This is a genomic window from Actinotalea sp., assembly GCF_041597215.1.
Taxonomy (GTDB): domain Bacteria; phylum Actinomycetota; class Actinomycetes; order Actinomycetales; family Cellulomonadaceae; genus Actinotalea.
Genome location: NZ_JBFHHB010000002.1, coordinates 25,878 through 51,765, shown reverse-complemented (window position 1 = coordinate 51,765; position 25,888 = coordinate 25,878). Strand labels below are relative to the sequence as shown.

Annotated in this window: 24 protein-coding genes and 1 tRNA gene; 14 read left to right on the top strand and 11 right to left on the bottom strand. The window is 72.5% G+C overall.

Features of this window, described 5'->3' with window-relative positions; all coding sequences use genetic code 11:
• Positions 1–1,401: OB-fold nucleic acid binding domain-containing protein (locus ABWK99_RS00545; RefSeq protein ID WP_372592735.1), on the top strand; the 1,401-nt coding region annotated here is incomplete at its 5' end.
• 16 nt (positions 1,402–1,417) lie between these two features.
• On the opposite strand, the gene ABWK99_RS00540 is transcribed toward ABWK99_RS00545, so the two are convergent.
• Positions 1,418–2,662 (bottom strand): AI-2E family transporter, encoded by a 1,245-nt coding sequence (locus ABWK99_RS00540; protein ID WP_372592734.1) that lies wholly within the window; start codon positions 2,660–2,662, stop codon positions 1,418–1,420.
• Between the two features lie 175 nt (positions 2,663–2,837).
• Between ABWK99_RS00540 and ABWK99_RS00535 the strand changes: the two genes are divergently transcribed.
• Positions 2,838–2,921 (top strand) — tRNA-Leu (locus ABWK99_RS00535).
• Positions 2,922–3,019: 98 nt separating this feature from the next.
• On the opposite strand, the gene ABWK99_RS00530 is transcribed toward ABWK99_RS00535, so the two are convergent.
• Positions 3,020–3,928: a DMT family transporter gene (locus ABWK99_RS00530; RefSeq protein WP_372592733.1), complete on the bottom strand. Its 909-nt coding sequence runs from the start codon at positions 3,926–3,928 to the stop codon at positions 3,020–3,022.
• Positions 3,925–4,833, bottom strand: coding sequence for a methylated-DNA--[protein]-cysteine S-methyltransferase (locus tag ABWK99_RS00525; protein ID WP_372592732.1), 909 nt, complete (start codon positions 4,831–4,833; stop codon positions 3,925–3,927). The genes ABWK99_RS00530 and ABWK99_RS00525 overlap by 4 nt, the downstream gene beginning before the upstream one ends.
• 217 nt (positions 4,834–5,050) lie before the next feature.
• Between ABWK99_RS00525 and ABWK99_RS00520 the strand changes: the two genes are divergently transcribed.
• Entirely contained in the window at positions 5,051–5,749 is a 699-nt protein-coding gene (locus ABWK99_RS00520; RefSeq protein WP_372592731.1) for an alpha/beta fold hydrolase, read from the top strand.
• Between the two features lie 6 nt (positions 5,750–5,755).
• On the opposite strand, the gene ABWK99_RS00515 is transcribed toward ABWK99_RS00520, so the two are convergent.
• Both ABWK99_RS00515 and ABWK99_RS00510 read right to left on the bottom strand, forming a co-directional pair.
• Positions 5,756–7,000, bottom strand: a complete 1,245-nt coding sequence (locus ABWK99_RS00515) for a DUF2254 family protein (RefSeq protein ID WP_372592730.1) — start codon at positions 6,998–7,000, stop codon at positions 5,756–5,758.
• On the bottom strand, positions 6,997–7,554 hold the full coding sequence (locus ABWK99_RS00510; protein ID WP_372592729.1) for an Lrp/AsnC family transcriptional regulator: 558 nt from the start codon (positions 7,552–7,554) through the stop codon (positions 6,997–6,999). The genes ABWK99_RS00515 and ABWK99_RS00510 overlap by 4 nt, the downstream gene beginning before the upstream one ends.
• A 102-nt stretch (positions 7,555–7,656) precedes the next feature.
• Here ABWK99_RS00510 and ald point away from each other — a divergent pair, with 102 nt between their 5' ends.
• A complete protein-coding gene (gene ald / locus ABWK99_RS00505) occupies positions 7,657–8,772 on the top strand; it encodes an alanine dehydrogenase (protein ID WP_372592728.1) in 1,116 nt (371 codons plus the stop codon).
• 136 nt (positions 8,773–8,908) lie between these two features.
• Positions 8,909–9,523, top strand: coding sequence for a GNAT family N-acetyltransferase (locus ABWK99_RS00500; RefSeq protein ID WP_372592727.1), 615 nt, complete (start codon positions 8,909–8,911; stop codon positions 9,521–9,523).
• A 40-nt stretch (positions 9,524–9,563) separates the two neighbouring features.
• Here the strand turns inward: ABWK99_RS00500 and ABWK99_RS00495 are convergent, their stop codons facing one another.
• Positions 9,564–11,177 (bottom strand): cation:proton antiporter, encoded by a 1,614-nt coding sequence (locus ABWK99_RS00495; RefSeq protein WP_372592726.1) that lies wholly within the window; start codon positions 11,175–11,177, stop codon positions 9,564–9,566.
• A gap of 141 nt (positions 11,178–11,318) precedes the next feature.
• A complete protein-coding gene (locus tag ABWK99_RS00490; protein WP_372592725.1) occupies positions 11,319–11,672 on the bottom strand; it encodes a DUF2200 domain-containing protein in 354 nt (117 codons plus the stop codon).
• A 144-nt stretch (positions 11,673–11,816) separates the two neighbouring features.
• On the opposite strand from ABWK99_RS00490, the gene ABWK99_RS00485 reads away from it, so the two are divergent.
• Both ABWK99_RS00485 and ABWK99_RS00480 read left to right on the top strand, forming a co-directional pair.
• Complete coding sequence (locus tag ABWK99_RS00485; protein ID WP_372592724.1) at positions 11,817–13,889, top strand: M3 family metallopeptidase; 2,073 nt, start codon at positions 11,817–11,819, stop codon at positions 13,887–13,889.
• 89 nt (positions 13,890–13,978) lie between these two features.
• Positions 13,979–15,343: a M20/M25/M40 family metallo-hydrolase gene (locus ABWK99_RS00480; protein ID WP_372592723.1), complete on the top strand. Its 1,365-nt coding sequence runs from the start codon at positions 13,979–13,981 to the stop codon at positions 15,341–15,343.
• 12 nt (positions 15,344–15,355) lie between these two features.
• On the opposite strand, the gene ABWK99_RS00475 is transcribed toward ABWK99_RS00480, so the two are convergent.
• A complete protein-coding gene (locus tag ABWK99_RS00475) occupies positions 15,356–15,592 on the bottom strand; it encodes a DUF5703 family protein (RefSeq protein ID WP_372592722.1) in 237 nt (78 codons plus the stop codon).
• 63 nt (positions 15,593–15,655) lie between these two features.
• On the opposite strand from ABWK99_RS00475, the gene ABWK99_RS00470 reads away from it, so the two are divergent.
• A complete protein-coding gene (locus ABWK99_RS00470) occupies positions 15,656–15,955 on the top strand; it encodes a primosomal protein (protein WP_372592721.1) in 300 nt (99 codons plus the stop codon).
• Between the two features lie 12 nt (positions 15,956–15,967).
• On the opposite strand, the gene ABWK99_RS00465 is transcribed toward ABWK99_RS00470, so the two are convergent.
• Positions 15,968–16,906 carry an aldo/keto reductase gene (locus tag ABWK99_RS00465; protein ID WP_372592720.1) on the bottom strand — a complete coding sequence of 313 codons (939 nt, stop codon included), beginning with the start codon at positions 16,904–16,906 and terminating at the stop codon, positions 15,968–15,970.
• 140 nt (positions 16,907–17,046) lie between these two features.
• Here ABWK99_RS00465 and ABWK99_RS00460 point away from each other — a divergent pair, with 140 nt between their 5' ends.
• Positions 17,047–17,916, top strand: a complete 870-nt coding sequence (locus ABWK99_RS00460) for an undecaprenyl-diphosphate phosphatase (RefSeq protein ID WP_372592719.1) — start codon at positions 17,047–17,049, stop codon at positions 17,914–17,916.
• Positions 17,917–17,959: 43 nt separating this feature from the next.
• Entirely contained in the window at positions 17,960–19,219 is a 1,260-nt protein-coding gene (mshC, locus tag ABWK99_RS00455; RefSeq protein ID WP_372592718.1) for a cysteine--1-D-myo-inosityl 2-amino-2-deoxy-alpha-D-glucopyranoside ligase, read from the top strand.
• 19 nt (positions 19,220–19,238) lie between these two features.
• Here the strand turns inward: mshC and ABWK99_RS00450 are convergent, their stop codons facing one another.
• The gene (locus ABWK99_RS00450) at positions 19,239–20,090 is read right to left on the bottom strand and encodes a PAC2 family protein (protein WP_372592717.1); all 852 of its coding nucleotides are present in this window, start codon (positions 20,088–20,090) and stop codon (positions 19,239–19,241) included.
• A gap of 58 nt (positions 20,091–20,148) precedes the next feature.
• Between ABWK99_RS00450 and ABWK99_RS00445 the strand changes: the two genes are divergently transcribed.
• A complete protein-coding gene (locus ABWK99_RS00445) occupies positions 20,149–20,859 on the top strand; it encodes an HAD family hydrolase (protein ID WP_372592716.1) in 711 nt (236 codons plus the stop codon).
• 55 nt (positions 20,860–20,914) lie between these two features.
• Here ABWK99_RS00445 and ABWK99_RS00440 read toward each other — a convergent pair whose 3' ends face one another.
• Positions 20,915–21,808 carry a RecB family exonuclease gene (locus ABWK99_RS00440; RefSeq protein ID WP_372592715.1) on the bottom strand — a complete coding sequence of 298 codons (894 nt, stop codon included), beginning with the start codon at positions 21,806–21,808 and terminating at the stop codon, positions 20,915–20,917.
• A 74-nt stretch (positions 21,809–21,882) separates the two neighbouring features.
• Between ABWK99_RS00440 and ABWK99_RS00435 the strand changes: the two genes are divergently transcribed.
• The 3 genes from ABWK99_RS00435 (at position 21,883) to arc (ending at position 25,860) form a co-directional block, all read left to right on the top strand.
• Positions 21,883–23,010, top strand: coding sequence for a site-2 protease family protein (locus ABWK99_RS00435; RefSeq protein WP_372592714.1), 1,128 nt, complete (start codon positions 21,883–21,885; stop codon positions 23,008–23,010).
• Positions 23,011–23,049: 39 nt separating this feature from the next.
• Positions 23,050–24,114, top strand: a complete 1,065-nt coding sequence (locus tag ABWK99_RS00430) for a tRNA (adenine-N1)-methyltransferase (protein ID WP_372592736.1) — start codon at positions 23,050–23,052, stop codon at positions 24,112–24,114.
• 75 nt (positions 24,115–24,189) lie between these two features.
• Positions 24,190–25,860 (top strand): proteasome ATPase, encoded by a 1,671-nt coding sequence (arc, locus tag ABWK99_RS00425; RefSeq protein WP_372592713.1) that lies wholly within the window; start codon positions 24,190–24,192, stop codon positions 25,858–25,860.
• The last annotated feature ends 28 nt before the right edge of the window (positions 25,861–25,888 follow it).

Sequence of the window (25,888 nt, the reverse complement as noted above, 5' to 3'; positions counted from 1 at the left end):
CTGCGGCCCCGGTGCTTCTACGACATCGTCGTCGAGGTCGCGCTCATCCGGCCCGGCCCCATCCAGGGCGGCTCGGTGCACCCCTACATCAACCGGGTGCGGGGTCGGGAACCGGTCACCTACCTGCACCCCTTGCTCGAGCCCTCGCTCGCCAAGACCAAGGGCGTCCCGCTGTTCCAGGAGCAGCTCATGCAGATGGCCATCGACGTGGCCGGGTTCACCGGGGCCGAGGCCGACCAGCTGCGCAGGGCGATGGGCTCCAAACGGTCCAGCGAGCGGATGGAGGCCCTGCACGCGCGTCTCATGGACGGGATGGCCCTGCGCGGCATCGGCCCGGAGGTCGGCGAGCAGATCTTCGACAAGCTCAAGGCCTTCGCCGACTTCGGTTTCCCCGAGTCGCACGCCTACTCCTTCGCGTACCTCGTCTATGCGAGCGCCTGGCTCAAGGTGCACCACCCGGCTGCCTTCTACGCCGGGCTGCTGGCGGCCCAGCCGATGGGCTTCTACTCCCCGCAGTCCCTGGTGGCCGACGCGCGTCGGCACGAGGTCACCGTGCTGCGACCCGACGTCCAGCACTCCGACGTGCACTCCGGGCTCGAACGCGTCGACCCCCCGGTGCCGTCCCGCCCGCTCCGCCCGCCCAGCCCCGTGGGTCACGAGGTGCGTCCCGGCCAGGTCGTGCTCGACGTCGACCCGACGCTCGCGGTCCGGATGGGGCTCGTGGGTGTGCGGGGGATGGGGGAACCCGTCGCCCGCGCGCTCGTGACGGAGCGGACGGCCCACGGCCCCTTCGCCGATCTGCGGGACCTGGTGCGTCGGGTGAGGTTGAGCACCGCCCAGCTGGAGGCGCTGGCCACGGCCGGTGCGCTCGGTTCGCTCGGGGTCGAGCGGCGAGAGGCGCTGTGGGCGGCAGGTGCCCTGGCCCAGGAGGGCCCCGACACGCTCCCGGGGGTCTCGGTCGGCGTCGAGGCGCCGATGCTCCCGGGGATGGACGCGGTCGAGATCGCACGGTCGGACGTCTGGGCCACGGGGGTCTCGGTGGACACCTACCCGACGCAGTTCGTGCGCGAGGGGCTGGAAGCGGCCGGGGTGCTCACGGTGGCGCAGGCCTTCCGGCACGAGGTCGGCCGCCGGGTCGCGGTGGCCGGGGTGGTCACCCACCGCCAACGTCCCGGAACGGCTCAGGGCGTGACCTTCCTGTCCGTCGAGGACGAGACGGGCCTGCTCAACATCATCTGCAGCGCGGGGCTGTGGCAGCGCTTCCGCACGGTCGCGCGGTCCTCGGCGGCGCTCGTGGTCCGCGGTCGGCTCGAGCGGGCCGACGGGGCGACGAACCTGCTCGCGGAGCACCTGGCGCCGTTGTCCCTGCGGGTGCCCACGGCCTCCCGGGACTTCCGCTGAGACGAGGGCCGTGCGATCAGGCCGTCTCCTGCTCCTCTGGTTCTGCAAGGGCGGGGGGCTCGAGGCTCACCGTCGGCGGCTCGATCGTCCGCAGCCGGGAGAACACCGCCCAGGCCACCGCGACGAGCGGAACCGAGATGACCGCCCCGAGGATCCCGGCGACGAGCGTGCCGGCCGTCACCGCGAGGGCGACGGTCACCGGGTGCAGCGAGACCTGACGGCCCATGACCAGCGGCTGGAGCAGGTGACCCTCGATCTGACCGATGAGGGCGATCGTCAGGCCGACGAGGATCGCGTTGATCACACCGTTCGCCGCCAGGGCGACGATCATCGCGACCACCATCGCCAGCGGTGCGCCGACAAGGGGGATGAACGCGCCGACGAAGACCAGCACGGCCAGCGGGGCAGCGAGCGGAACCCCCAGGGCGACCAGGGCGATGGCGGCAAGGGCGCCGTCCGAGGCTGCGACGAGGAAGATGCCCCGCGTGTAGCCGGAGAAGGTCTCCCAGGCGACGCCACCGCCGGTGAACCAGCCGGGACGCATCCGGCTCGGCAGCTGGTTGAGGAACCAGACCCACATCTCCTGCCCACGGATGAGGAAGAAGACCGTGCAGAAGATCGCGAGCGCGAGGGCGGTGAACACCTCCACGACGGAGCCTGCGCTGGTCAGCGCGCGGCTCGCGATCGTGCTGGTGTTCTGCGAGACCCAGCCCTGTGCCTGGACGAGCCAGCGCTGGACGTCCTCACCGGTGATCGTCAGGTGCAGCGGACTGGCCTTCAGCAGGTCGAGCAGGGCCGAGATGCCCTCGTTGAACTGGTCGCCGAGGTTCGCCCACTGCCCGGCCACCGACAGCCCGACGTAGGTCAGCAGCCCGGCGACGGACAGGAAGCCCAGGATGATCGCCAACGCGGTGGCCAGACCACGCGGCATGGCCCTCGAGAGGAAGCCGACGACGGGTCGCAGGACGGAGGTGAACACCATCGCGAGGAAGAGGGCGATGAACAGCAGCAGCACCTGGGAGACCGCCCAGAACACCAGTGCCACGGCGACGAGGATGACCAGCGCGCGCCAGGACCAGCCGGCGAGGGTGCGCAGCCAGCTCGGCGTCGACTCGTGGGGCTCGGGGAGGGCGGCCCGGCGGGATCCGGCGATCCGGGGGGTGGTGACCTGCCCCGCTCCGCGTCGCGGCGGGGACGGGCGCCGCTCGGACGTGGAGGTCTGCCGCTCCGCGGTGCTCGGCGTCGTGGCGTCATCGGTCACTGGGTGGTGCCTCCTCCTCGGGGCCGTCCGGCAGCTCGGGGTCGGACCACGGACGGTCGCTCGTCCCCCTCGTCCCGGTCAGTCTGCCGCAGCGCGGTGGGCTCGACCGACTCCCGCGCCGTGCTATCTTTACTGCCGCACTTGGGGCGGCCTCGACGGCGTCTCGGGTTCACCTGTCCGGGTGGCGAAATGGCAGACGCGCTAGCTTGAGGTGCTAGTGCCCTTAACGGGCGTGGGGGTTCAAGTCCCCCTCCGGACACTCGTTGAGACAGCGAACGACGAAGGCCTCCGACCCCGGTCGGGGGCCTTCGTCGTCCCTGCGGTCGGCGTTCGCCCGTGCGGGAACCCGAGCGGCGCTCAGCCGGCAGTCGCCGGAACCCGGCGTCGCATGCGCAGGCGGCCCTGGCTCACGGCGATCCCCAGGATCACCACGGCACCGCCGACGGGCTCGAACCAGTGCAGCCGCTCGTGCAGCACGAGCACCCCCAGCAGGGTGGCCACCACCGGCGTGAGGTAGGTCACGGTGCTCGCCACGCTGCTGCCGACCGCAGCGATGATCCGGAAGTTCAGCACGTAGGCCACTCCCGATCCGAGGGAGCCGAGCGCGATCATCGACAGGACCACCGCGGGGGTGAGCGGCGCCACGAGGGCCGTCCCCGTCCAGGCGAGCATCGGCAGCGTCAGCAGGGCGCCGAGAAGCACCTGCCCGGTGGCCAGGGCGATCGGGCTCTCCCCGCCGCTGGAGAGGTACCGCCTGGCGTAGGGGTAGCTGATCCCGTAGCAGCTGATCGCACCGATCAGGGCGAGCACCCCGAGCGCCTCCCCGCTGCTGAACCCCTCCCAGACGCCGGTGAGGGTGAGCACGCCGAGGAACCCGACGAGCATCCCCGTCACGCGGTCACGGGTCGGACGCTCCTCGGGGAACGCGACGAGGATCACCGCGAGAGTCGCCAGGGGAGTGGCCGCGTTGATGAGACCTGCGAGCACGGAGGTCAGGTGCTGCTCACCGTAGGCGAACAGGGTGAACGGGATCGCGCAGGACAACGCGCCGACGACGAGCAGATGGCCCCAGGTCCTGCTCCCTCGTGGCAGCCGCGTGCCCGTCATGGCACTGATCGCCAGGAGGGTCAGTGCGCCGAGCCCCAGTCGCACCGAGGCCACCTGGAACGCCGTCAGCGCCTCCAGCCCGACCTTGATGAACGCGAAGGAGCACCCCCAGATGACCGCGAGCAGGAGGAAGCCGGGGATCCACGACCGACCGGTCACCCCGTGGCCCTCCGCTCGAGGTCCAGCAGCCGCTCCTTGACCTCCAGCCCCCACTGGTAGCCCCCCAACGACCCGTCGGCGCGGACCACCCGGTGGCAGGGGACCACCAGGGCGAGGTGGTTGGTGGCACAGGCCCTCGCGACGGCACGTACCGAGCGGGGGGAGCCGATCTCCGCCGCGACCTCGGTGTACGTCCGCGTCTGGCCGGCCGGGATCCGCCGAAGGGCTGACCACACGGTGGCCTGGAAGGCGGTGCCTCGGAGGTCGAGCGGGAGGTCGGCCACACCGGGCCGGCCGGCGGTCAACGACCGGAGCGCGTCGGCGACGGCAGCAAGATCCTCGTCCGCCCGGACCAGCCGCGCCCGCGGGTACTCGGCAGCGATCGTGGCCACGAGCGCGTCCTGCTCCTGACCGATCCGGACATCGGCGAGGCCCAGGTCGCCGGCGACCGCGATGACCCAGCCGAGCTCGGTCGAGACGGTCGTCCACCGCAGCAGCTCGGACGGGGCCCCCGCGGCGAAGGAGCGTGGCGGCATGCCGAGGGTCGGCCCGGTCTCCTCGTAGAAGCCCCGCACCGAGTACCCGGCGGCGAAGACCGCCTCGGTGACCTGACCCAGGTCACGGAGCAGGGTCCTGGCCTCGCCCGTGCGGACGGCCGCACCGAAGTCCCTCGCCGTCACCCCGATCACCGAACGGAAGTCGCGAGCGAGCTGTCGGCTGCTCGTCAGGGTCAGGTCGGCAAGGGCCTGCGCCGGCAGGGGCCCGCCCGCACCGACCATCGCGCGGCAGGCGAGGACGACGCGGCGGGCGGGGGAGCCGAGCGCCAGGGTCTCGGACGGTCCCGTGGCCGTGCCGCCGACGGGGCTGCCGACGGTGCGGGCTGCGGCGGTTGCGTCGGTGGCCATGCGGTCAACCTAGGCCGCCGCGGCACCGCTCGGCACTCCGGTTCCGGACATCGACCTGCCGGTGCCTCCGACCTCCTGTCCCTGCCGGGACCGGCCCCCCGGCGTACGATTTCGAGAGAGGACCGCAGACCGCTCGCGGGTCATGTCCGTGCGAGCACGCCGCCCCGGCTGACCGGCGGTCCTCGGCGGTGGCCTCCGCCGAGATCAGGCCTGTGAGGTGAGAGTAATCATCCCGATCGTCCTCGTGCACGGGACCCGGACCAGCTCCGCGATCTGGGAGCCCCAGGTCGAGGCGCTGCGCACGGCAGGGCACCCGGCGTTCGCCGTCGACCTGCCGGGGCACGGTTCCAGGACCCTCGAACGGTTCAGCCTGCCCGGGGCGATGCAGACCATCGACGAGGCTGTCGCCGAGTTCGGCACACCTCCCTTGCTGGTGGGACTGTCCCTCGGGGGGTACGCCTCGCTCGCCTACGCGGCCGAGCACCAGGGCAAGCTCGCGGGCGTCGTCCTCTCCGGCTGCTCGACGGAGACCGCCGGCAAGCCGCTGAACCTCTACCGCCGGACCACCAGCTGGATCGCCGACACCTTCCGGCCGACCGGCACCTGGCATGTGGTCGCCGACATGCTCGAGTCCCTGCACGGCTACTCCTGCGCGGACGACCTGCGTCGCCTCTCGCTCCCGGTATGGCTGGTCAACGGCAGCCGGGACCCCTTGCGGCTCCAGGAGCGCCACTTCCACCGGGCGGTGCCCGGCGCGCAGCTGCACGTGGTGCCCGGGGCCGGGCACGACGTGAACTCGCACGCACCGATCGCGTTCAACCGGATCCTGCTGCGTGCGCTGGGTGAGCTCGGCGAGCTGCGGGCGCTCACCGAGCTCGGCGAGCTCGGCGAGCTCGGTGATGCCCCCGCTCGATGAGCACCCTCAGCCGGCCGCTCGATCGGCGAGTCGCTCGACGGCGGGACGGCGGTGGGGAGCGACCCGCGTGCCGAGCCTTGCCAGGCTCCGGGCCAGCGCTCGCCGGGACTGCGGATCCTCGCCCGCTGCCAGGAGCTCGGTGTAGCCGAGGTCGACGAGCGCATCCCAGCCCGGGGCCGGCAACCGCAGTCGCGGCACCCCGTCCGCGTCGCGGAAGGTGCGCGTGCCGAGCCGTCGACGGGAGAGCACGAGGAGGATCTGCTCGACGTGCTCGACCGCCTGGGCCGCCGTGCTCGGGTCGTTGACCCCGGGGGAGAGCGCGCGCAGGCCCGCGTCGACCACGAGGCGGAGCGGGAAGGACGGGTCGGCCTCCGCCGTGCGTTCGTCACCGACCTCGAGGGCGTCCAGGACGCACGCCTCGAGCTCGCCGTCCACGGGCCGCGGTCGCCCCGTCCCGCCGTCCTGGACCACGGCGACCACCTCCTCCCTCTGCAGGAACGTCCCGACGGGGAGGGTGAGGAGCACGAGGGCGCCGTCTCGGCGGGCGGCGTCGACGATCGTCGGCACGTGCACGTCCAGGAGGTGCCCGCTGGGCCCGACCCGACGGACCGTCCCGGTGGCGCCCAGCGCGTCCTGGTCGACGACGGCGACGTCGGGAAGCTCGCCGGGACCGTCCTCGGCCTCCCCGCCGTCGTTCTCCTCGGGGTAGGCGGTCTCGGCGAGCCCGAGGGCCGCGGAGGTCAGCTGGGCGAGCACCCGACCGGGTCGCAGCGAGCCGATGAGGCGTTCGAGCAGGGCGATGAACAGCAGGACCGTCGCGGTCGACCCGGCGACGGCGACGACCGCCGCCAGTGCCGCGGCCGTCGAGCTCGCGCTGCGCAGCACCAGCAGCACGACGACCGAGTAGGTGAAGGTCCCGAGGGAGGTGCCGAGGGTGTGCCGCAGCAGCGGGTCCCTGCGCAGGCGGTCCACGAGACGGGGGGCGTAGGTACTGGCCCCGAACTGCAGCGCGAGCGTCGTGATCGTCAGGACGAACCCCGCGAGGGACAACGTCGCGCCGCCGATCGTCGGCAGGACCCGACGCGCGATCTCCACCGTGGCCATGTCGGGCACCCCCTGCACCAGGGCGGCAAGAGGGGCCATCAGCGCACCGGCGGCCGCGCCGCCGAGGATGTACAGGACGGGCACTCCGAGCAGCCCGTCGAACAGCCGCCGGCGCAGCGAGCGCAGCGCGGATCCCGGGCGGCTCATCGGGCAGCGCCTGCCCTGGCCGGCCGGGGCGGGACGGGAGGGGCGGTCATCGCCGCCGGGATGTGCTCGAAGATGAGGCTGGTCTCGGTGTAGGAGACCTCCGGCCTGGCCGAGAGCTGGTCGACGACGAAGGCGCGCAGCGCCTCGGTGTCCCGGGCCGCCACGTGCACGAGGAAGTCGTCGGCACCGGCGACGAAGTACAGGTCGAGGACCTCCGGCCGTCGCGCGATGTGCTGCGCGATCGGCTCGAGGTTGGCCCGCGAGGTCGCCTGCACGCGCACGGCGATCATCGCCTGGAGGTTGTGCCCGAGCGCGGCCGGGTCGATGTCCGCGTGGAAGCCGCGGATCACCCCGGACTCGCGCAGCGCCTTCACGCGGGTCAGGCAGGTGGAGGGCGCGATGCCGACCTGCGCGGCGAGCGCGTTGTTGGGCGTCCTGGCGTCAGCGCGCAGGATCCGCAGGATCTCGCGGTCGACCTCGTCCAGGACGGGACGCCGAAGGATCTTCGGCGAAACCGGTTCCGAGGAACCGCGGCCCGTTGATGTGATCGTCATCTCGCTACCATAGAGAATCTTCTGCCGTTTTACGCTATCGAAACACACTTTCGTTCAGACTTGTGAGGTCCACCACACACGCACGTCCCACCGGAGACCCCCATGCAGATCGGCATCCCCACGGAGCGCAAGGTTCACGAGTACCGCGTCGCCCTCACTCCCGCCGGTGTCCACCGCCTCACGGCCGAGGGCCATGACGTCGTCGTGCAGGCGGGAGCCGGGGTGGGTTCGGCGATCACCGACGAGGAGTACGTCGGCGCGGGTGCGCGCATCGTCGCCACTGCGGAGGAGGTGTGGGCCAGCGAGCTCGTCTGCAAGGTCAAGGAGCCGATCGCGGCCGAGTACGGACTGCTGCGCCGGGACCAGGTGCTCTTCACCTACCTGCACCTCGCGGCCGACCGGGCCTGCACCGACGCCCTGCTGGCTGCCGGGACCACCTCCGTGGCGTACGAGACCGTGCAGCTCGCCGACGGTTCCCTTCCCCTGCTCGCCCCGATGAGCGAGGTGGCGGGTCGCCTGGCTCCGCAGGTCGGGGCGTACCACCTGATGCGCAGCGAGGGCGGTCGCGGACTGCTCCCCGGTGGTGTCCCCGGCGTCGCCCCTGCCAAGGTCGTCGTCCTGGGCGGCGGCGTCGCGGGCAGGCACGCGGCGGACATCGCCGTCGGGCTGCGCGCGGACGTGACGATCCTCGACATCTCGCTTCCGCGGCTGCGTGAGCTCGACGCCGCCTACGGCGGCCGGGTCCGCACCCTGGCCTCGAGCGCCTACGCCGTCGAGCAGGAGGTGCTCGCAGCCGACCTCGTCATCGGCGCCGTGCTGGTCACGGGCGCCAAGGCCCCCACGCTCGTCTCCCACGAGCTGGTCTCCCGGATGAAGCCCGGCTCGGTGCTCGTGGACATCGCCGTCGACCAGGGCGGCTGCTTCGAGGACACCCGCCCGACGACCCACGCCGAGCCGACCTTCCGGGTGTTCGACTCGACGTTCTACTGCGTCGCGAACATGCCGGGAGCCGTCCCGTCCACCTCGACCGCTGCGCTCACCAACGCCACGCTGCCCTACCTCAGCGCGCTCGCCGGCAGGGGATGGCGGGCGGCCCTCGCGGCGGACCCGGCTCTCGCGAGCGGCCTGACCACCCACGAGGGCGTGCTGCTCAACATCGCCGTCGCCGAGGCGCACGGCTACTCCGTCGGCGCGGCGGAGGAGCTGCTCGTCGGCTGACGGTGTGGTCGGCGGGGTGCGGTCCGCCGCACCCCGCCGCCGTGCGCGGCGGCGGGCGCCGCGTCCCCGCGACGTCACCTGGACCAGCGGGGGTCCTGCCGGTACTCGACCGCCCGTCGTCGGTATCGTCGCCGCCATGAAGATCGTCGAGCTCGGCGACGCCGTCGTGTCCCTCACCCTCCCCGTCGACGCCGACGTCCCCGCGATCACCCGCGCCTGCCAGGACCCCGAGGTCGCGAGGTGGACCACGGTCCCGGACCCGTACCGGACCGAGCACGCGGAGGCCTTCGTGCGGGCGACGGTCCCCACGGGCTGGGCGGACGGCACCAGTGCCACCTGGGCGATCCGTGAGTCCGGGACCGAGCACCGGATCTCGGGGATGATCGGCCTGCACGAGATCAGCGTCGGTTCCGGCGAGATCGGCTACTGGGTCGCTCCGTGGGCGCGCGGTCGTGGTCTCGTCGGCCGGGCGGCCGGCCTGGTCCTGGACCACGCCTTCGCACCGGACGGGCTCGCCCTCGACCGGGTGTCCTGGTCGGCCTTCGTGGGCAACTGGCCCTCGCGTCGGGTCGCCTGGCGCGCGGGATTCCGCGTCGAGGGCACCGTGCGCGGGCATGCGACGGCGCGCGGCGTCCGGTACGACGCCTGGATCGGCACCCTGCTGAGGGACGATCCGCGCGTCCCGGTAGAACCCTGGCCGGCCGAGGCCCCCGTTGACGGTCGGGCGGGGGCTCCTCGGCCCCTCTGCTGAGACGGTCCCGGCTCGCCGGTCACCGGTGAGCGGGATCGGGTCAGGGCGCCGTCGGATCCTCCTCGGGTGCCGGCGTCCCGCCCACGAGGAACTCCGCCGCGTGGTCGGCGAGGGCTGCACCGGCCGAGCCGTACAGGTGGAACACGGCGTCGGCGCCGTGCCGACGCAGCTCGGCGACGTCGTCGTCGTAGCGCGCGACTGCGGCGACCTGGCCGGTGAAGCCGGCAGCCTTGAGCCGGGCGAGCGCGATGAGGTTCGCCTTGTGGAACGGCATCGCGAGCACAGCGACCCGGACGCTCCCCGCGCGCTCGACGCGGTTCCAGAACTCCAGGTCGGTGGCATCGGCACGGAAGGTCTCGAAGCCGTGCGCCTCGAGCTCGGCGATGCGCAGCTCGTCGTGCTCGACGCCGACGACGCGGTACCCGTAGTCGTCGCGCAGGCGTCGGTAGGTGGTCGCACCGACCCGTCCCAGCCCGAGCACCACGGCATCGGCCTCCCCGATGTCCACGAGTCGGTCGTCGGGATGGAGCATGGCGTTTCCGTGGTGCGGCAGGAGCGGGACGAGCCGCGTCGCGATCTCGACGCCTCGCCGGTTGACGATCGCGGAGAGCACGAAGCTCAGTGCGACGGTGAGGGCGATGATCACGACCCAGTCCTCGCCCAGCAGCCCGTTGCTCGCGGTGACGGCGGCGACGATGATGCCGAACTCGGAGTAGTTGGCCAGGGCCAGGCCGGCGAGGAAGGCGGTGCGCCGGCGCAGACGCATCATCCACAGCAGGACGGCGTACCCGGCGACCTGCAGGGGAAGCATGGCCAGCAGCACGACGGCGATCCCCAGCTGGGCCGAGGTGGGCAGCCCGTGCAGGCCGATCTCGAGGAAGAACCCCACGAGCATGAGGTCCTTGAAGGTCATCAGGGACCGCGAGAGCTCTCCTGCGTGCGGGTGCCGGGCCAGCAACATGCCGACCACCAGCGCCCCGACCTCCCCGGAGATGCCCACCGCCTCGAAGAGCGCGTAGCCCAGACCCATGGCGACCATCACGCCGAAGAGCGCCTGCAGCTCACCGTGCCCCACCAGGTTCCAGATCCGGTGCAGCACCCACGCGCCCGGCACGAGCAGGACCAGGGCGAACGCCCAGGGGCTCGGCGAGGAGCCTCCTGCCAGGCTCATGAACGCGACCGCCGCGACGTCCTGGACGATGAGCACGCCCACCGCGATCCGCCCGTACAGGCTGCGCGCGTCCGAGCGTTCCTCCAGCACCTTGACCACGAAGACGGTGGAGGAGAAGGACAGGGCGAAGCCGATGAGCGCCAGCGCGCCCCAGGACTCCCCGGCCACGAGCGCCGCGCCGAAGACGGCGAGCAGACCGAGGAAGCCGACGGCGATCGCCACGCTGAAGACCAGGTGGACCGTCGTCGTCAGCCAGACCTCGCGCCGCAGCAGGAAGCGCGGGTCGAGCTTGAGGCCGATGGTGAAGAGCAGCAGCACGACGCCGAGGTCGGCGATCGTGGACAGGTAGGGGAGCTCGGGGGCGCCGGCAGCGCCCAGGGCGAAGCCGGCGACGAGGAACCCGACCAGCGGTGGCAGGCGCAGCCGCACCGCGGCGAGGCCACCGACGAAAGCAGCCGCCACGTACAACGCCGCTACGGTCATGCGTCTCCTCCCGCCGCGCCCATTGTCGGGCACGGCAGGGCCCGGGGCCGAATCCGGCCGGCGGTGCGCCCCAGGAGTGATCCAGCGGGCTCCCGGGCCGGGGTGGAGCAGCGGTCGCGATCCGGGGGCAGGGACGCCACCTCAGCTGCCGCGCAGGATCGAGGTCATCTTCTTGCCACGAGCGACCTCGTCGACCAGCTTGTCCAGGTACCTGATCTTCTGCATGAGCGGGTCCTCGACCTCCTCCACCCGGATCCCGCAGATCACCCCCGTGATGAGATGGGCGTCCGGGGTGAAGGCCGGGGCCTGCGCGAAGAAGGCCTCCATGTCGACATCGCCCGCCAGGACGGAGGCGAGTCCGGCGGTGTCGTAGCCCGTGAGCCAGGAGATGACCTGGTCGACCTCCTCCCGGCTGTGACCCTTGCGCTCGACCTTGGCCACGTAGAGCGCGTAGATGGTGGCAAAGCTGGTCGAGAAGATCCGGTGGCTCGACATCGCGGGGCTCCCTGGACGGCAGTCGGCTGGGCACGGTCCAGCCCGAGCCGGCCCGTGGGACGAGGCTAGACCGCGGTCGCCGGGGCGCGCCCGCCGGGCCGTGTCGGGCAGGATCCAGCGGTCCGGGCCTGCTTGGATGTCGGCATGCCTCTCGACTCCTCGAACCCCTTCGCCGCGCCCTCGACCCTCCCGTACCGCCTGCCCGACTTCGCGGCGATCAGGGTCGAGCACTATCTGCCGGCCTTCGAGGCGGGGATGGCCGAGCAGCGGGCGGAGGTCGAGGCGATCCTCGCCGCCGGCGAGCCCACCGAGGACAACACCCTGCTCGCGCTCGAACGGTCCGGCGCCCTGCTCGGGCGCGTCTCCGCGGTGTTCTTCAACCAGTCGGGCTCGGACAGCAGCCCGGAGCTCGACGCGCTCGAGGAGCAGATCGCGCCGCGGCTCTCCGAGCACCACGACGCGATCTACCTCGACCGTCGCCTGTACGACCGGCTCGAGGCGCTCGCGGCCCGCGTCGAGGCCGGGGAGATCGACCTCCCGGCGGACTCCGCCTACCTGCTGCGGACGCTGCGTCGCGATCTCGTGCGGGCGGGTGCCGCTGCCGACGAGCCCACCCAGGTGCGGTTGCGCGAGCTGAACGCGAGGATCAGCACCCTCGAGACGGCGTTCGGTCGCGAGCTGCTCGCCGACCAGAACGCCAGGGCGGTGCTCGTCGAGGACGAGGCCCGGCTCGACGGGCTCTCGGCCGATGCGATCGCCGCAGCCCGCCAGGCCGCAGCCGACCGAGGGCACGCCACGGGCTGGCTCCTCGAGCTCATCCTTCCCACCCAGCAGCCCGTCCTGGCGAACCTCACCGACCGGGACCTGCGCCGCCGACTGATGGCCGCGGCCACCGTCCGGGGCGGCAGCGGCCCGCACGACACGCGCGAGACGCTGCTCGAGCTCGCCCGGCTGCGCGCGGAGCGTGCCGGCCTGCTGGGCTACGAGCACCATGCCGCCTACGTCGCGGAGGACGGGACGGCCGCGACCTCTGCCGCCGTCGCCGCGATGCTCGGCCCGCTCGGGCCCGCAGCGGCCGCGAACGCCCGGGAGGAGGCCGCCGAGCTCGAACGAGCCCTGCAGGCCGACGAGCCGGGCGCGAGCCTGGAGAGCTCCGACTGGCAGTTCTACGCCGAGAAGGTCCGCCAGGACCGCTACGCCCTCGACGACGCTCGGCTGCGTCCCTACCTCGAGCTCGAGCGTGTCGTGCAGGAGGGGGTCTTCCGCGCGGCGAACGAGCTCTACGGGCTGAGCTTCACCGAGCGTCCGGACCTGGTCGGCTACCACCCGAGCGTCCGCGTCTTCGAGGTGCACGATGCCGACGGGAGCGGGATGGGTCTGTTCCTCGCCGACTGGTGGACCCGGGAGTCCAAGCGCGGGGGCGCATGGATGAACACCCTCGTCGACCAGAGCCGGCTGCTGGACGAGAAGCCCGTCGTGGTCAACAACCTCAACATCCCTCGCCCTCCTGCCGGCGAGCCGACCCTGCTCACCTGGGACGAGGTCATCACGCTCTTCCACGAGTTCGGCCACGCCCTGCACGGACTGCTCTCCGACGTGCGCCTGCCGTCCCAGTCGGGAACAGAGGTCCCTCGTGACGCCGTCGAGTTCCCTTCCCAGGTCAACGAGATGTGGGCGTGGGAGCCGAGCATCCTCGCCCACTACGCGGTGCACCACGGGACGGGGGAGCCGATTCCTCCCGCATGGATCGAGGCGCTGCTCGCCTCGCGGCAGTTCAACGAGGGCTTCGCCACGACCGAGTACCTGGCGGCCGCCCTCCTCGACCAGGCGTGGCACCGGTTGACCCCCGACCAGGTGCCCACCGAGGTCGAGGCAGTGGAGGCGTTCGAGACCGCAGCCCTTCGGGCCGCCCAGGTCCAGGTCGACGTCGTCCCGCCGCGGTACCGCTCCACGTACTTCAACCATGTCTTCGGAGGCGGCTACGACGCGGCGTACTACGCGTACCTCTGGTCCGAGGTGCTCGACGCCGACACGGTCGAGTGGTTCCGGGAGAACGGCGGCCTCAGCCGGGCCACCGGTGACAGGTTCCGGGCAGCGTTGCTCTCTCGTGGCGGCTCGGGCGACGTCATGGACTTCTACCGGGACCTGCGGGGTCGTGACCCCCGCATCGAGCCGCTCCTGACGAGGCGCGGCCTCACCCCTGCACCCGCCGCTTGAGAGGTCCGACGGGCGGGCGCGGCACCGGGGAGCGTCGCCGTCCGGCACCGGGCACGAGCGGCACCGGGCCGGACGGTAGCGTGACGCTCATGCCCCTCGACGCCGCCGCGCCCCCTGCTGCCGCCACCCCGACCGCCCAGGACGAGGTCGTCCGGATCTGCCAGGACCTCCTGCGGATCGACACCTCGAACTACGGCGACAACGAGGGCCCGGGGGAGCGGGAGGCCGCGGAGTACGTCATGGCGTCGTTGCAGGAGGTCGGGCTCGACCCCGAGCTGTTCGAGTCCTCGCCCGGGCGCGCCAACGTCGTCGTGCGGCTGCCGGGGGCGGACCCCGGCCGGGACGCGCTCGTGCTGCACGGGCACACCGACGTCGTCCCCGCCGCAGCAGAGGACTGGAGCGTGGACCCCTTCGCCGGGGAGGAGCGCGACGGCCTGCTGTGGGGACGCGGCGCCGTCGACATGAAGGACATGGACGCGATGATCCTCGCCGTCGTGCGGCAGATGGCGCGGGAGGGACGTCGACCGGCGCGCGATGTCGTGCTCGCCATGTTCGCCGACGAGGAGGCCGGCGGCAGGTACGGCTCGCACCACGCGGTCACGACCCGGCCGGAGCTCTTCGAGGGCGCCACCGAGGCGATCAGCGAGGTCGGCGGCTACTCCGTCCAGGTCGGGGCGGGGCCCGACGGCAGCGGTGGTCGGCGGGCGTACCTGCTGCAGACGGCAGAGAAGGGTCTCGGCTGGCTGCGCCTGGTCGCCGAGGGGCGGGCCGGGCACGGTTCGCAGATCAACCACGACAACGCCGTGACCCACCTGGCAGGTGCTGTCGCGCGGATCGGCGCGCACCCCTGGCCCCTGCGGCTCACGCCCACGGTGCACGCCCTGCTGCAGGGCGTCGCGGACCTCACCGGGCTGCCCTTCGACCCTGAGGACGAGTCAGGGATCGACCGGCTCATCCTCGCGCTCGGGCCGGCCGCGCGCTTCGTCGGCGCGACCGTGCGCAACACGGCGAACCCGTCCCAGCTCTCCGCCGGCTACAAGGCCAACGTGATCCCCGGTCGGGCGGAGGCCGTCCTCGACACGCGGTTCCTGCCTGGCGACGAGGCCGAGGTGCGGCGCGTCCTCGGTGAGCTCGCGGGTCCGCACGTGCGCATCGAGGAGATCGTCGGCGACGTCGCCCTCGAGGCACCCTTCTCGGGGCACCTGGTCGACGCGATGGTGGGCTCCCTCCTCGCGGAGGACCCGGGCGCCGTCGTACTTCCGTACATGCTCTCGGCCGGGACGGACAACAAGGCGCTGTCCCAGCTCGGCATCCGCGGGTACGGGTTCGCCCCGCTGCGGCTGGAGGGGGACCTGGACTTCCCCGCGATGTTCCACGGTGTCGACGAGCGGGTGCCGACCGATGCGCTCGTCTTCGGCACGCGGGTCCTGGACCGCCTCCTCGCGACCTGCTGAGCGCAGGGTGTCTCAGAGGGTGGAGCGCACCCGGATGATCTTGCGACGGAGCCAGACCCGTCGTCTGCCCCCCGCATAGAGCAACGTCCTGGCGAGCTCCCAGCGCCCGTACTCGGCCTCTTCCGTCAGCAGCGTGCGCGCCTGCGCGCGGCTCGTGCTCGGATCGAGGGTGACCTGGCGGTACTCGTACTGCGCGGCGCCGGTGCGGGCTCCCGCACGCGATGCCGTCCCTGTTCTCGCGCCGTCCACTGCGCCACCTCCGAGTCGGCTCGACGACTGCCATTGTGCACGTCGCGGCGCTACGGTCGTGCCATGACCGTAGATCCGCGTGCCGCGCTCGACCGACTTCTCGCCTCCCTCGAGGCGCACTTCCACGCCGTCGCGTCGCGCCGCGGAGACTCGGACCCCGCGGTCGACGATGCCTACGACGTCCTTGCCGACGCCTTCGAGGTCTACGACGACGCGCTCGTCAAGGTCTACGCCGAGACGCTCCCGTTCTACCTCGCGGACGACGACGACGAGGACGACGACGAGGACGACGACGAGATGGACGAGGACGACCTCGACGACGAGATCATGGACGGGACCGAGCCGGACGCTGACGAGCGCTGAGCGTGGTCCGGCTCACCGGGGGACCGGGGCGCTGACCTCGTCGAGGGCCGCCCTGATCTCGTCCGGGAGGCCCGGGTCGAGGTCCAGCACGGGAGCCAGCTGAGCCGGGGTCCTCGCGCCGACGATCGCCGAGGAGATCGGAGCGGACAGGAGCCAGGCGAGCGCGACCTCGAGCGGGCTCCGGTCCAGGCCCGCAGCAGCGGTGACCAGCCCCTCGACCACGGCACCTGCGGGTCGGGTGAGGTAGGGCGCGACGAAGCCGGCGAGGTGCGCGGACGCCGCGCGCGAGTCGGCAGGAACCGTCCGGCGGTACTTCCCGGTCAGGACCCCGCGACCCAGGGGGGACCAGGCGAGGACGCCGGCGCCGAGGTCGGCGGCTGCCGGGAGCACCTCGGCCTCCGCGTCACGGTGCACGAGCGAGTACTCGACCTCGACAGCGCCGAGACCGAACGGGCCGAGCATCGTGCCGATCCGGGCGGTTCGCCACCCGGGGTGGTTCGAGAGCCCGACGTATCGTGCGCGACCGGTGTCGACGATGTGCTGCAGGGTCGCGGCGACCTCCTCGTTGGAGGTGCGGTGATCCGGCTGCTGGACGAGGAACAGGTCCACGTGATCGGTCCCCAACCGACGGAGCGACCCGTCGATCGAGGAGAGCAGCGCGCGGCGCGAGCTGTCGACGACCGGCCCCTGGGGGGTGCGCCGCAGGCCGCCCTTGGTGCACAGCACCAGGTCCTCGCGAGGGACCACGGTGTCGAGCAGGGACCCGATGAGCTCCTCCGCCTGCCCGTCCGCATAGGAGGCCGCGGTGTCCACCAGGGTGCCGCCGGCGGATGCGAAGTCCGAGAGCAGCGTCGCGGCGGTCTCGGCATCGGTGTCGCGTGCCCAGGTCAGGGTCCCGAGACCGATCGACGAGACACGCACTCCCGTGCGCCCGAGCTGACGTTCCTCCATGTCGGTGCACGCTACGGCACGGCGGGCCGGAGCCGGTGGACGCACGCGGGTCGTGGCCGACGGGTGCTCCACGACGCAGCGAGCGGTGGGACCGGTCGGCACGGGAGGCCCCACCGGTTCATGGCGCTACTGTTCGCGGAATGAACTGGTGGGAAGCGGTCGTGCTCGGTCTCGTCCAGGGGCTCACCGAGTTCCTCCCGATCTCCTCCAGCGCACACCTGCGCATCGTGGGAGAGCTGATCGGCAACGCCGACCCCGGTGCAGCCTTCACGGCGATCACCCAGATCGGGACCGAGACCGCTGTCCTGCTGTACTTCCGCCGGGACATCGTCCGGATCTGCGTGGCGTGGTGGCAGGCCCTGGTCGGTCGGCACGGCACGGATCGCCGCTCGCGGTTCGGCGCGCACGACCCGGACGCGCGGATGGCCTGGTGGATCGCGTTGGGTTCGGTGCCGATCGTCGTGCTCGGACTCGCCTTCGAGAGCGTGATCACCAGCTCCTTCCGCAACCTCTACCTCATCGCGCTGACCCTCGCGGTGTTCGGCCTGATCCTGGGCTGGGCCGACCGGATCGGTGCCAAGAAGGAGAGCCTGGGGCACCTCGGCCCGCGCGATGCCGTCCTCCTCGGCTTCGCGCAGGCCATGGCGCTGATCCCCGGGGTCTCCCGATCCGGCGGCACGATCACCGTCGGGCTGCTGCTCGGCTACACGCGGGAGGCAGCGGCGCGCTACTCCTTCCTGCTCGCCATCCCCGCCGTGCTCGGCTCCGGTGTCCAACAGCTGGTGACGAGCCTCGACCTGCTGGGCACGGAGGGGACCCCGTCCTTGGCGATGACGGCCCTGGCGACCGTCATCGCGTTCGGGGTCGGCTACGCCGTGATCATCGGGTTCCTCAAGCTGGTCACCACACGCAGCTACCAGCCCTTCGTCGTCTACCGACTCGGCCTGTCCGTGGTCGTGGTCGTCCTGCTCCTCACGGGGGTGCTGCACCCGCTGGGCACCGGAGCCTGAGCTCGTGCACCTGGCGGCGGGCACGCGCGGTTAGGCTTCCGAGGTGCTCACCTGGCCCGCCCCGTTCCTGCCCGCCATCCCCGGAACCGGCTTTCCCGTGCACCTGCACGACAGCGTCACGGGCCGGCGGGTGCTCGCCTCCGCGGGACCGGTCGCCACGATGTACGTGTGCGGGATCACCCCGTACGACGCCACGCACCTGGGGCACGCCTCCACGTACATCGCCTTCGACCTCCTGCACCGCGCCTGGCTGGACGCGGGACTCACGGTCCACTACGCCTCGAACGTCACGGACGTCGACGACCCGCTCCTCGAGCGGGCGAGTGCCACCGGCACCGACTGGCGCAGTCTCGCCACCGAGCAGACGGCGCTGTTCGCCGAGGACATGACGGCACTGGCCGTCCTTCCACCGCACACCTACCTCGGGGCGGTCGAGACGATCCCGACCGTGGTCACGACGGTCCAGCGGCTCCTGGACGCCGGGCTGGCCTACCGTGTCCCGCTCGAGGACGGTGCCGGAGGCGACCACCCCGAGCTCGGCGACGTGTACGCCGACGTGACGATCGACCCCGGGACCGGCTCCCTCGAGGGGCTGACCCACGACGAGACCGTCGCCCTGTTCGCCGAACGGGGCGGCGACCCGCAGCGCGCGGGAAAGCGCGATCCGCTCGACCCCGCGCTGTGGCGCCGTGAGCGCCCGGGAGAGCCGTCCTGGGACGGCGGAGCGCTCGGCACGGGACGGCCCGGCTGGCACATCGAGTGCACCGTGATCGCCGAGCGCTCCCTCGGGCTCTCCTTCGACGTGCAGGCAGGCGGCCGCGACCTGTGCTTCCCGCACCACGAGATGAGTGCCGCGCACTGTCGTGCCCTGGGTGGCCACGGCCCCCGCATCCAGGCCCATGCCGGGATGGTGGCCCTCGACGGCACCAAGATGAGCAAGTCGCTCGGCAACCTGGTGCTCGTCTCCCGTCTGCGTGAGCGGGGCATCGACCCGATGGCCGTCCGGCTCGCCGTCCTGGCCCACCACTACCGATCGGACTGGGAGTGGACCGACGAGGTCCTCGCCTCCGCGGTCGCCCGGCTCGACAGGTGGCGCTCGGCGGTGTCCGGGAACGGGGGGCCCGATGCGCTGCCCACCGTCGAGGAGATCCGCCGCGCGCTGGCGGACGACCTCGACGCACCGGCGGCGCTGCGCGCCGTCGACGCCTGGGCCGACGCCTCGCTCAGCCTGGGCGGCACCGTGGAGGGGGCCCCGGGAGTGCTCTCGCGTTCCGTCGACGCGCTGCTCGGGATCCGGCTCTGACCGCGGCCGGGCGCCGGCCTCAGCTGCCGGGGGCGTCCCGACGGCGCAGATAGCGCTCGAACTCGCGGGCGATGGCCTCACCCGTCGCCTCGGGGAGCTCGGCGGTGTCCTTCGCCTCCTCGAGCTGGGCGACGTACTCGGCGATCTCCGGGTCCTCCCCGGCGAGCTCGTCGACCCCTGCCTTCCATGCCTCGGCCTCCTCCGGGAGCTCGCCCATCGGGATCGGCACGCCCCACAGCCCCTCGAGCTTCGTGAGCAGCGCGAGCGTGGCCTTGGGCGACGGCGGGTGCGCCACGTAGTGCGGCACGGCCGCCCACAGGGAGATGGTGACGAAACCTCGACGGCGCGCCTCCTCCTGGAGCACCCCGACGATCCCCGTCGGGCCCTCGTAGGAGTTGGCGTCGAGCCCCAGGCGCTCCCGCAGCTCCACGTCGTCCGTCGTCGCGGTGACCGGGATGGGTCGGGTGTGCGGGACATCGGCGAGCAGGGCACCCATGGTGACGATGGTGCGGACCCCGAGGCGCTCGGCGGCGTCGAGGATCTCGGTGGCGTACCGGCGCCACCGCATCGACGGCTCGATGCCCTGGACCACGACGACCGTCTGCTCGTCCGCACTGGTCGCGACGCTCACCGTGGTGACCGGCCAGGCGATCTCCCGGGTGCCGTCCGCGGCGATGGTCACCTGGGGGCGGTTGACCTGGAAGTCGTGGTACTCCTCCGGATCGAGCTCGTCGATCTGCTCGGTCGCCCAGAGCTCCGTGAGGTGGGCGACAGCGAGGCTGGCGGCGGAACCGGCGTCGTTCCAGCCCTCGAAGGCCGCCAGGAGGACCGGGCCGTCGAGGTGGGATCCGCCGGGAAGTGCGTGACTCATGACTTCAGCGTAGGTGCTCGCCGGGAGGCGGCCCGGGACGGGCACCTAGACTGGCGTGGTGCCCCCCGCCGTGTCCGCCCCCGCCGGCACGCCGTCGGCGCCTCCGTTGCCGTCCGCCGTGCTGTGGGACATGGACGGGACGCTCGTCGACACCGAGCCGCACTGGATGGCAGCCGAGCACGCGCTCGTGGCTCGTCATGGCGGGACCTGGACGCACCAGGACGCTCTGGCTCTCGTGGGGTTCGATCTGCTCGACGCTGCGGCGGTGCTCCAGGAGCACGGGGTCGACCTGCCGGCGCAGGAGATCGTCGAGCTGATGCTCGACGAGGTGATCGCCGGGGTGCGCACCTCTGTCCACTGGCAGCCCGGCGTGCGCGAGCTGCTGGCCGCGCTGCGCGAGGCGGGCATTCCCTGTGCGTTGGTGACGATGTCGTACCGGCGGTTCGCCGACGCCGTGCTCTCCCATGCGCCCGAGGGCACGTTCGCCGTCGTCGTCACGGGGGACAACGTGCAGCAGGGCAAGCCCCATCCCGAGGCCTACCTGCGGGCGGCCGAGCTGCTCGGTGTCGACGCGGGGGACTGCGTCGCGATCGAGGACTCCCCGCCGGGGGTCGCAGCGGCGCTGGCCTCGGGAGCGCGAACGCTGGGCGTGCAGCACATCGTCCCGGTCGAGGAACGGCCAGGGCTCAGCCGGGCGACGACCCTCGTGGGGATCGGCCTGGACGAGCTGCGGCGCCTCCGCGCTGGCGAGGTGCTCGAGCTGCCCTGAGCGCAGGGGCGCCGGCCGGCCCGTGGCACCGGGCGCGGGGACGACCGCCGCTCGGTCAGACGCCCTCGGCCGGGCGGACCCCGATGGCCACCTCGACCCGTGCAGGGTCCGAGGGGGGAGCCGTGCCGCCGAACGCCGGGCAGATCGACTGGTGCGCGCACCAGGGGCACAGCGGCCCTCGCTTCGGGTTCCAGCTGTCCTCCCGGGCTGAGGTCTGCACCGACTCCCAGATGGCGCGGACGCGTCGCTCGGTGGACTCCAGCTCCGCCTCGTCGGGCGTGTGCCGGACGACGACGCCGTCGCCCAGGTAGATGAGCTGGAGCATCGCGGGCATCCGACCGCGCAGCCGAGCGAGGAGCAGGGCGTAGAAGCGCATCTGGAACAGCGCGCTTCCCTCGTACCCTGCTCGCGGCGACCTGCCCGTCTTGTAGTCGACCACCCGCAGCGCGCCGTCCGGCGCGACGTCCAGCCGGTCCACGACGCCCCTGAGCTCGAGGTCCTCCGCCAGGTCCAGGCGGACGACCATCTCGCGCTCGGCCGGCTGCAGGCGGTTCGGGTCCTCGAGGGTGAAGTACGTGGCCAGCAGGTCGCGCGCGGGAGCGAACCACGGGTCCAGGTCGTCCCCCGCGGGGAGCACCTCGACGAGGTCCGGTCGTTCCTCGACCATCGCCTGCCAGGCGGCCGGGAGGGCGGCGACGGCGGCCTCGTGGGTGCGCGACCCGGCAGGGAGGTCGAACAGGCCCTCGAGCACGGCGTGCACGAGCGTGCCGCGGGTGGCAGCGGCCGAGGGCGGTTCGGGGAGCCGGTCGACCACACGGAACCGGAACAGGAGCGGGCACTGGAGGTAGTCGTTCGCGCGCGAGGGCGACAGGCCCGGCCGGGGACGGCGGTCCGGGACCGGATCGGGAGCCGTGCCGAGAGGTGTGGTCGGGGGCGTGTCGCTGCTCACCCCGGCAGGTTACGGCCTGCCTCCGACGCGGATGCCGTCGCGGCCGGGCCGCCGACGGACCGTAGGGTGTGCCCGTGGCGAAGACAGGAAGCGGCTGGGTCGTCGGGCGTGCCGCGGGTGTGCCCGTCGTGCTCTCCCCGGGCTGGCTCCTGGCCGCCGTGCTGCTGACCGTCCTGTTCTACCCCACGGCCCGGGTCCTCGCGGCCGCCGACGGTGACCGCAGCACCAGCGGCGCTGCCCTGCTCTCGCTCGCCGTCGTGCTGATGCTCTTCGCGTCGACCTTCCTGCACGAGCTCGCGCACGCCGTCGTCGCGCGGCGGCACGGGATGCAGGTGCGTCAGATCGTCCTCACGCTGCTCGGCGGTCACACCGAGTTCGCCGAGCGTGCCCCGCGGCCGGGAGCGTCCGCCCTCGTCGCGATCGCCGGTCCGGCGGCGAACCTCGTCATCGGCCTGGGCGCCTACCTGGTGTGGAAGGCGGTCGAGGTGCCCGGCGGTGGGTCGGCCCTCCTCCTCGCGGCCGCGGTGACCAACGGGTTCGTCGGCGCCTTCAACCTCCTTCCGGGGCTCCCGCTCGACGGCGGCCGGGTGCTCGAGTCGATCGTGTGGACCGCGACCGGACGCCGGTCCACCGGCACGACGGTCGCGGCCTGGGCCGGGCACGGGGTGGCGCTCGCGGTGGTGGCCTGGGTGCTGCTCCCCGCTCTCCTCTCGGGCACCACCCCGGGTCTCACGCAGGTCGGCTGGGGCGCGCTCATCGCCGCGTTCCTCTGGTCGGGAGCCAGCCAGTCCCGACAGGCCGCCCGCAACGATCGCGCGGTGGACGGGCTCGCCGTCCGGGCGCTCGCCGTTCCCGCCGTCGCGCTCCCGGTCACTGCTCCCGTCGTGGCCGCCGATCGCCTGGGGGACCCCGCCCCGCAGATCGTCCTCCTGGCGGCCGACGGCGCCCCGGTCGGCTATGTGGACCCGGAGGCGCTCGCCGCCGTCCCGCCCGAGCGCCGGCAGACCGTCACCCTCGCTGCCGTCGGCGTGCCGCTCCCGCCGGGGGCGATGGTGGACGTCGCGTTGACCGGCCACAGCGCCCTGGCGGCGGTCGCCGAGGTCTCCCGGACGACCCCGGTGATGGCGGTCGTGGCGAACGGTCGGGTCGTCGGCCTGCTGCGGGCCGCCGACGTCGCCAGGGCGATGCGCGCGGGGACCTAGACTCCTGCGGTGACCAGCCCAGAGCTCCCCCTGCCCGCCGTGCCCGACGCCGTCGCAGCGCCCACGCCGGACGACGTCGTCGAGGCGACCGGGGCCGCCCTGCGCCGGGGGCCGTTGCGTGAGGGGGAGCGGGTCCAGCTCACCGATCCGCGCGGCCGGCTGCACACCATCACGCTCGCCCCGGGAGCCACCTTCCACACGCACCGCGGGTACTTCCGGCACGACGAGCTGATCGGGTCGCCCGAGGGAAGCGTCGTCACCTCGACCGGGGGTACCGACTACCTCGCCCTGCGGCCGCTGCTCTCGGACTACACCCTCTCGATGCCCCGAGGGGCCGCCGTCGTCTACCCGAAGGACGCGGGGCAGATCGTCGCGATGGCCGACATCTATCCCGGTGCGCGCGTCGTGGAGGCCGGGGTCGGCTCGGGGGCGCTGACCCTGAGCCTGCTCCGGGCCGTGGGGGACACGGGTTCCCTGCACTCGATCGAGCGCAGGGAGGACTTCGCCGCGATCGCCAGGGCGAACGTCGAGGGGTTCTTCGGCGGCCGGCACCCTGCGTGGCAGCTGAGCCTCGGCGACCTCGCCGACGTGCTCGTCACGCTGCCTGCCGGCTCGGTCGACCGGGTCGTGCTCGACATGCTCGCGCCGTGGGAGAACGTCGATGCCGTCGCAGGAGCGCTCGCCCCTGGTGGTGTCCTCGTCGCCTACGTCGCGACGACCACCCAGCTCTCCCGCCTCGCGGAGGACCTGCGTGACGACGGTCGGTTCACCGAGCCGCAGGCCTTCGAGACGATGGTCCGCACCTGGCACCTGGAGGGCCTCGCGGTCCGGCCGGACCACCGCATGATCGGGCACACGGGTTTCCTGCTCATCACGCGCCGCATGGCACAGGGGGTCGCCGTCCCCGAGCGTCGGCGTCGGCCGTCCAAGGGCTACGCCCCCGACGCCGAGTGGAGCCCGGAGGACCTCGGCGAGCGCGCCGTCTCGGACAAGAAGGTGCGCCGCGTGCGTCGCGACCTCGGCGCGGGCCCCGTACCCGCCGGTGAGCAGGTCCCGGCTCCGGATAGCGAGGCCGGGTCACAGGTCGCCGGGTCAGAGGACTAGGACTCACCTGCCGGACGCGCGCGCCGTCGTCGGAGCGGGCGCCTACGCTGGGATGAACCTGCAGCAGGAGGCACCATGAGTCAGAACTCGGACCACTCCGCACCTCCGGGCGATGGCGCCTACCGATCCGCGTCCGCCGCCGGCGACGCCGCACGACGTGCCGATGCCCTCGCGCAGAAGAACGAGCGACTCGCGGAGGCGCTGCGTCAGGCACGCGACACGATCGTCGAGCTCCAGCAGCACCTGGACGACCTCGGCAAGCCGCCGGCGACCTTCGCGACCTTCCTCGCCGCGCGAGAGGACGGTACGGCTGAGGTCGTCTCCGCCGGCCGCAAGATGCACGTCCAGGTCTCTCCCTCGGTGGACCTCTCGACCGTCCGGCCCGGCCAGGAGGTCAAGCTCAACGAGGGTCTCGCGGTCGTGGAGATCGGCGCCTACGAGCAGGTCGGCGAGATCGTCACGGTCAAGGAGCTGCTCGACAGCGAGCGAGCTCTGGTGGTCGGACGCTCCGACGACGAGCGAGTGGTACGCCTCGCCGGCGCGCTGCTCGAGACCCCTGTCCGGGTCGGCGACGCGCTGACCGTCGAGACCCGGTCGGGCTTCGTCTTCGAGCGCATCCCGCGCTCCGAGGTCGAGGAGCTCGTGCTGGAGGAGGTCCCCGACATCGCCTACGAGGACATCGGCGGGCTGGGTTCGCAGATCGAGCAGATCCGCGACGCCGTCGAGCTGCCGTTCGCGCACCCGGAGCTGTTCCGGGAGCACGGGCTGCGTGCGCCGAAGGGTGTCCTGCTCTACGGGCCCCCCGGCTGCGGAAAGACGCTCATCGCGAAGGCTGTCGCGCGGTCCCTCGCCGAGACCAGGGGCCGGACCCCGGACGGCACCCCGGGGACGAGCTACTTCCTCAACATCAAGGGCCCGGAGCTGCTCAACAAGTACGTGGGGGAGACCGAGCGCCACATCCGGCTGATCTTCGCCCGGGCGAGGGAGAAGGCGTCCCAGGGCTCGCCCGTCGTGGTCTTCTTCGACGAGATGGAGTCGTTGTTCCGCACCCGAGGCACGGGCATCTCCTCGGACGTCGAGACGACGATCGTCCCGCAGCTGCTCGCGGAGATCGACGGTGTCGAGCGGCTCGACAACGTCATCGTCATCGGGGCGTCCAACCGTGAGGACATGATCGACCCCGCGATCCTGCGGCCGGGCCGTCTCGACGTGAAGATCAAGATCGAGCGCCCGGACGCCGAGGCCGCCAAGGACATCTTCGCCAAGTACCTGACGGCCGACCTCCCGCTGCACGAGGACGACCTGAGCGTGCACGGCGGCGACCGGCTCGCGACCGTCGACGGGATGATCAGCCGCACCGTCGAGCGGATGTACGCCGAGTCGGACGAGAACCAGTTCCTCGAGGTCACCTACGCCTCGGGTGACAAGGAGACCCTCTTCTTCAAGGACTTCAGCTCCGGAGCGATGATCCAGAACGTCGTCGACCGTGCCAAGAAGTCCGCGATCAAGGAGGTGCTGGCCACCGGGCACCGCGGTATCCGCGTCGAGCACCTCCTGGGTGCCTGCGTCGACGAGTTCAAGGAGAACGAGGACCTGCCCAACACGACGAACCCCGACGACTGGGCGCGGATCTCCGGCAAGAAGGGCGAGCGCATCGTGTTCATCAGGACGATCGTGCAGGGCAAGGTCGGCCCCGGCAGCGGCCGCACCATCGAGTCCGTCCAGCCGACGGGGCAGTACCTCTAGCCGGGGTCGTTCCGCGCGGCGGGGTTCG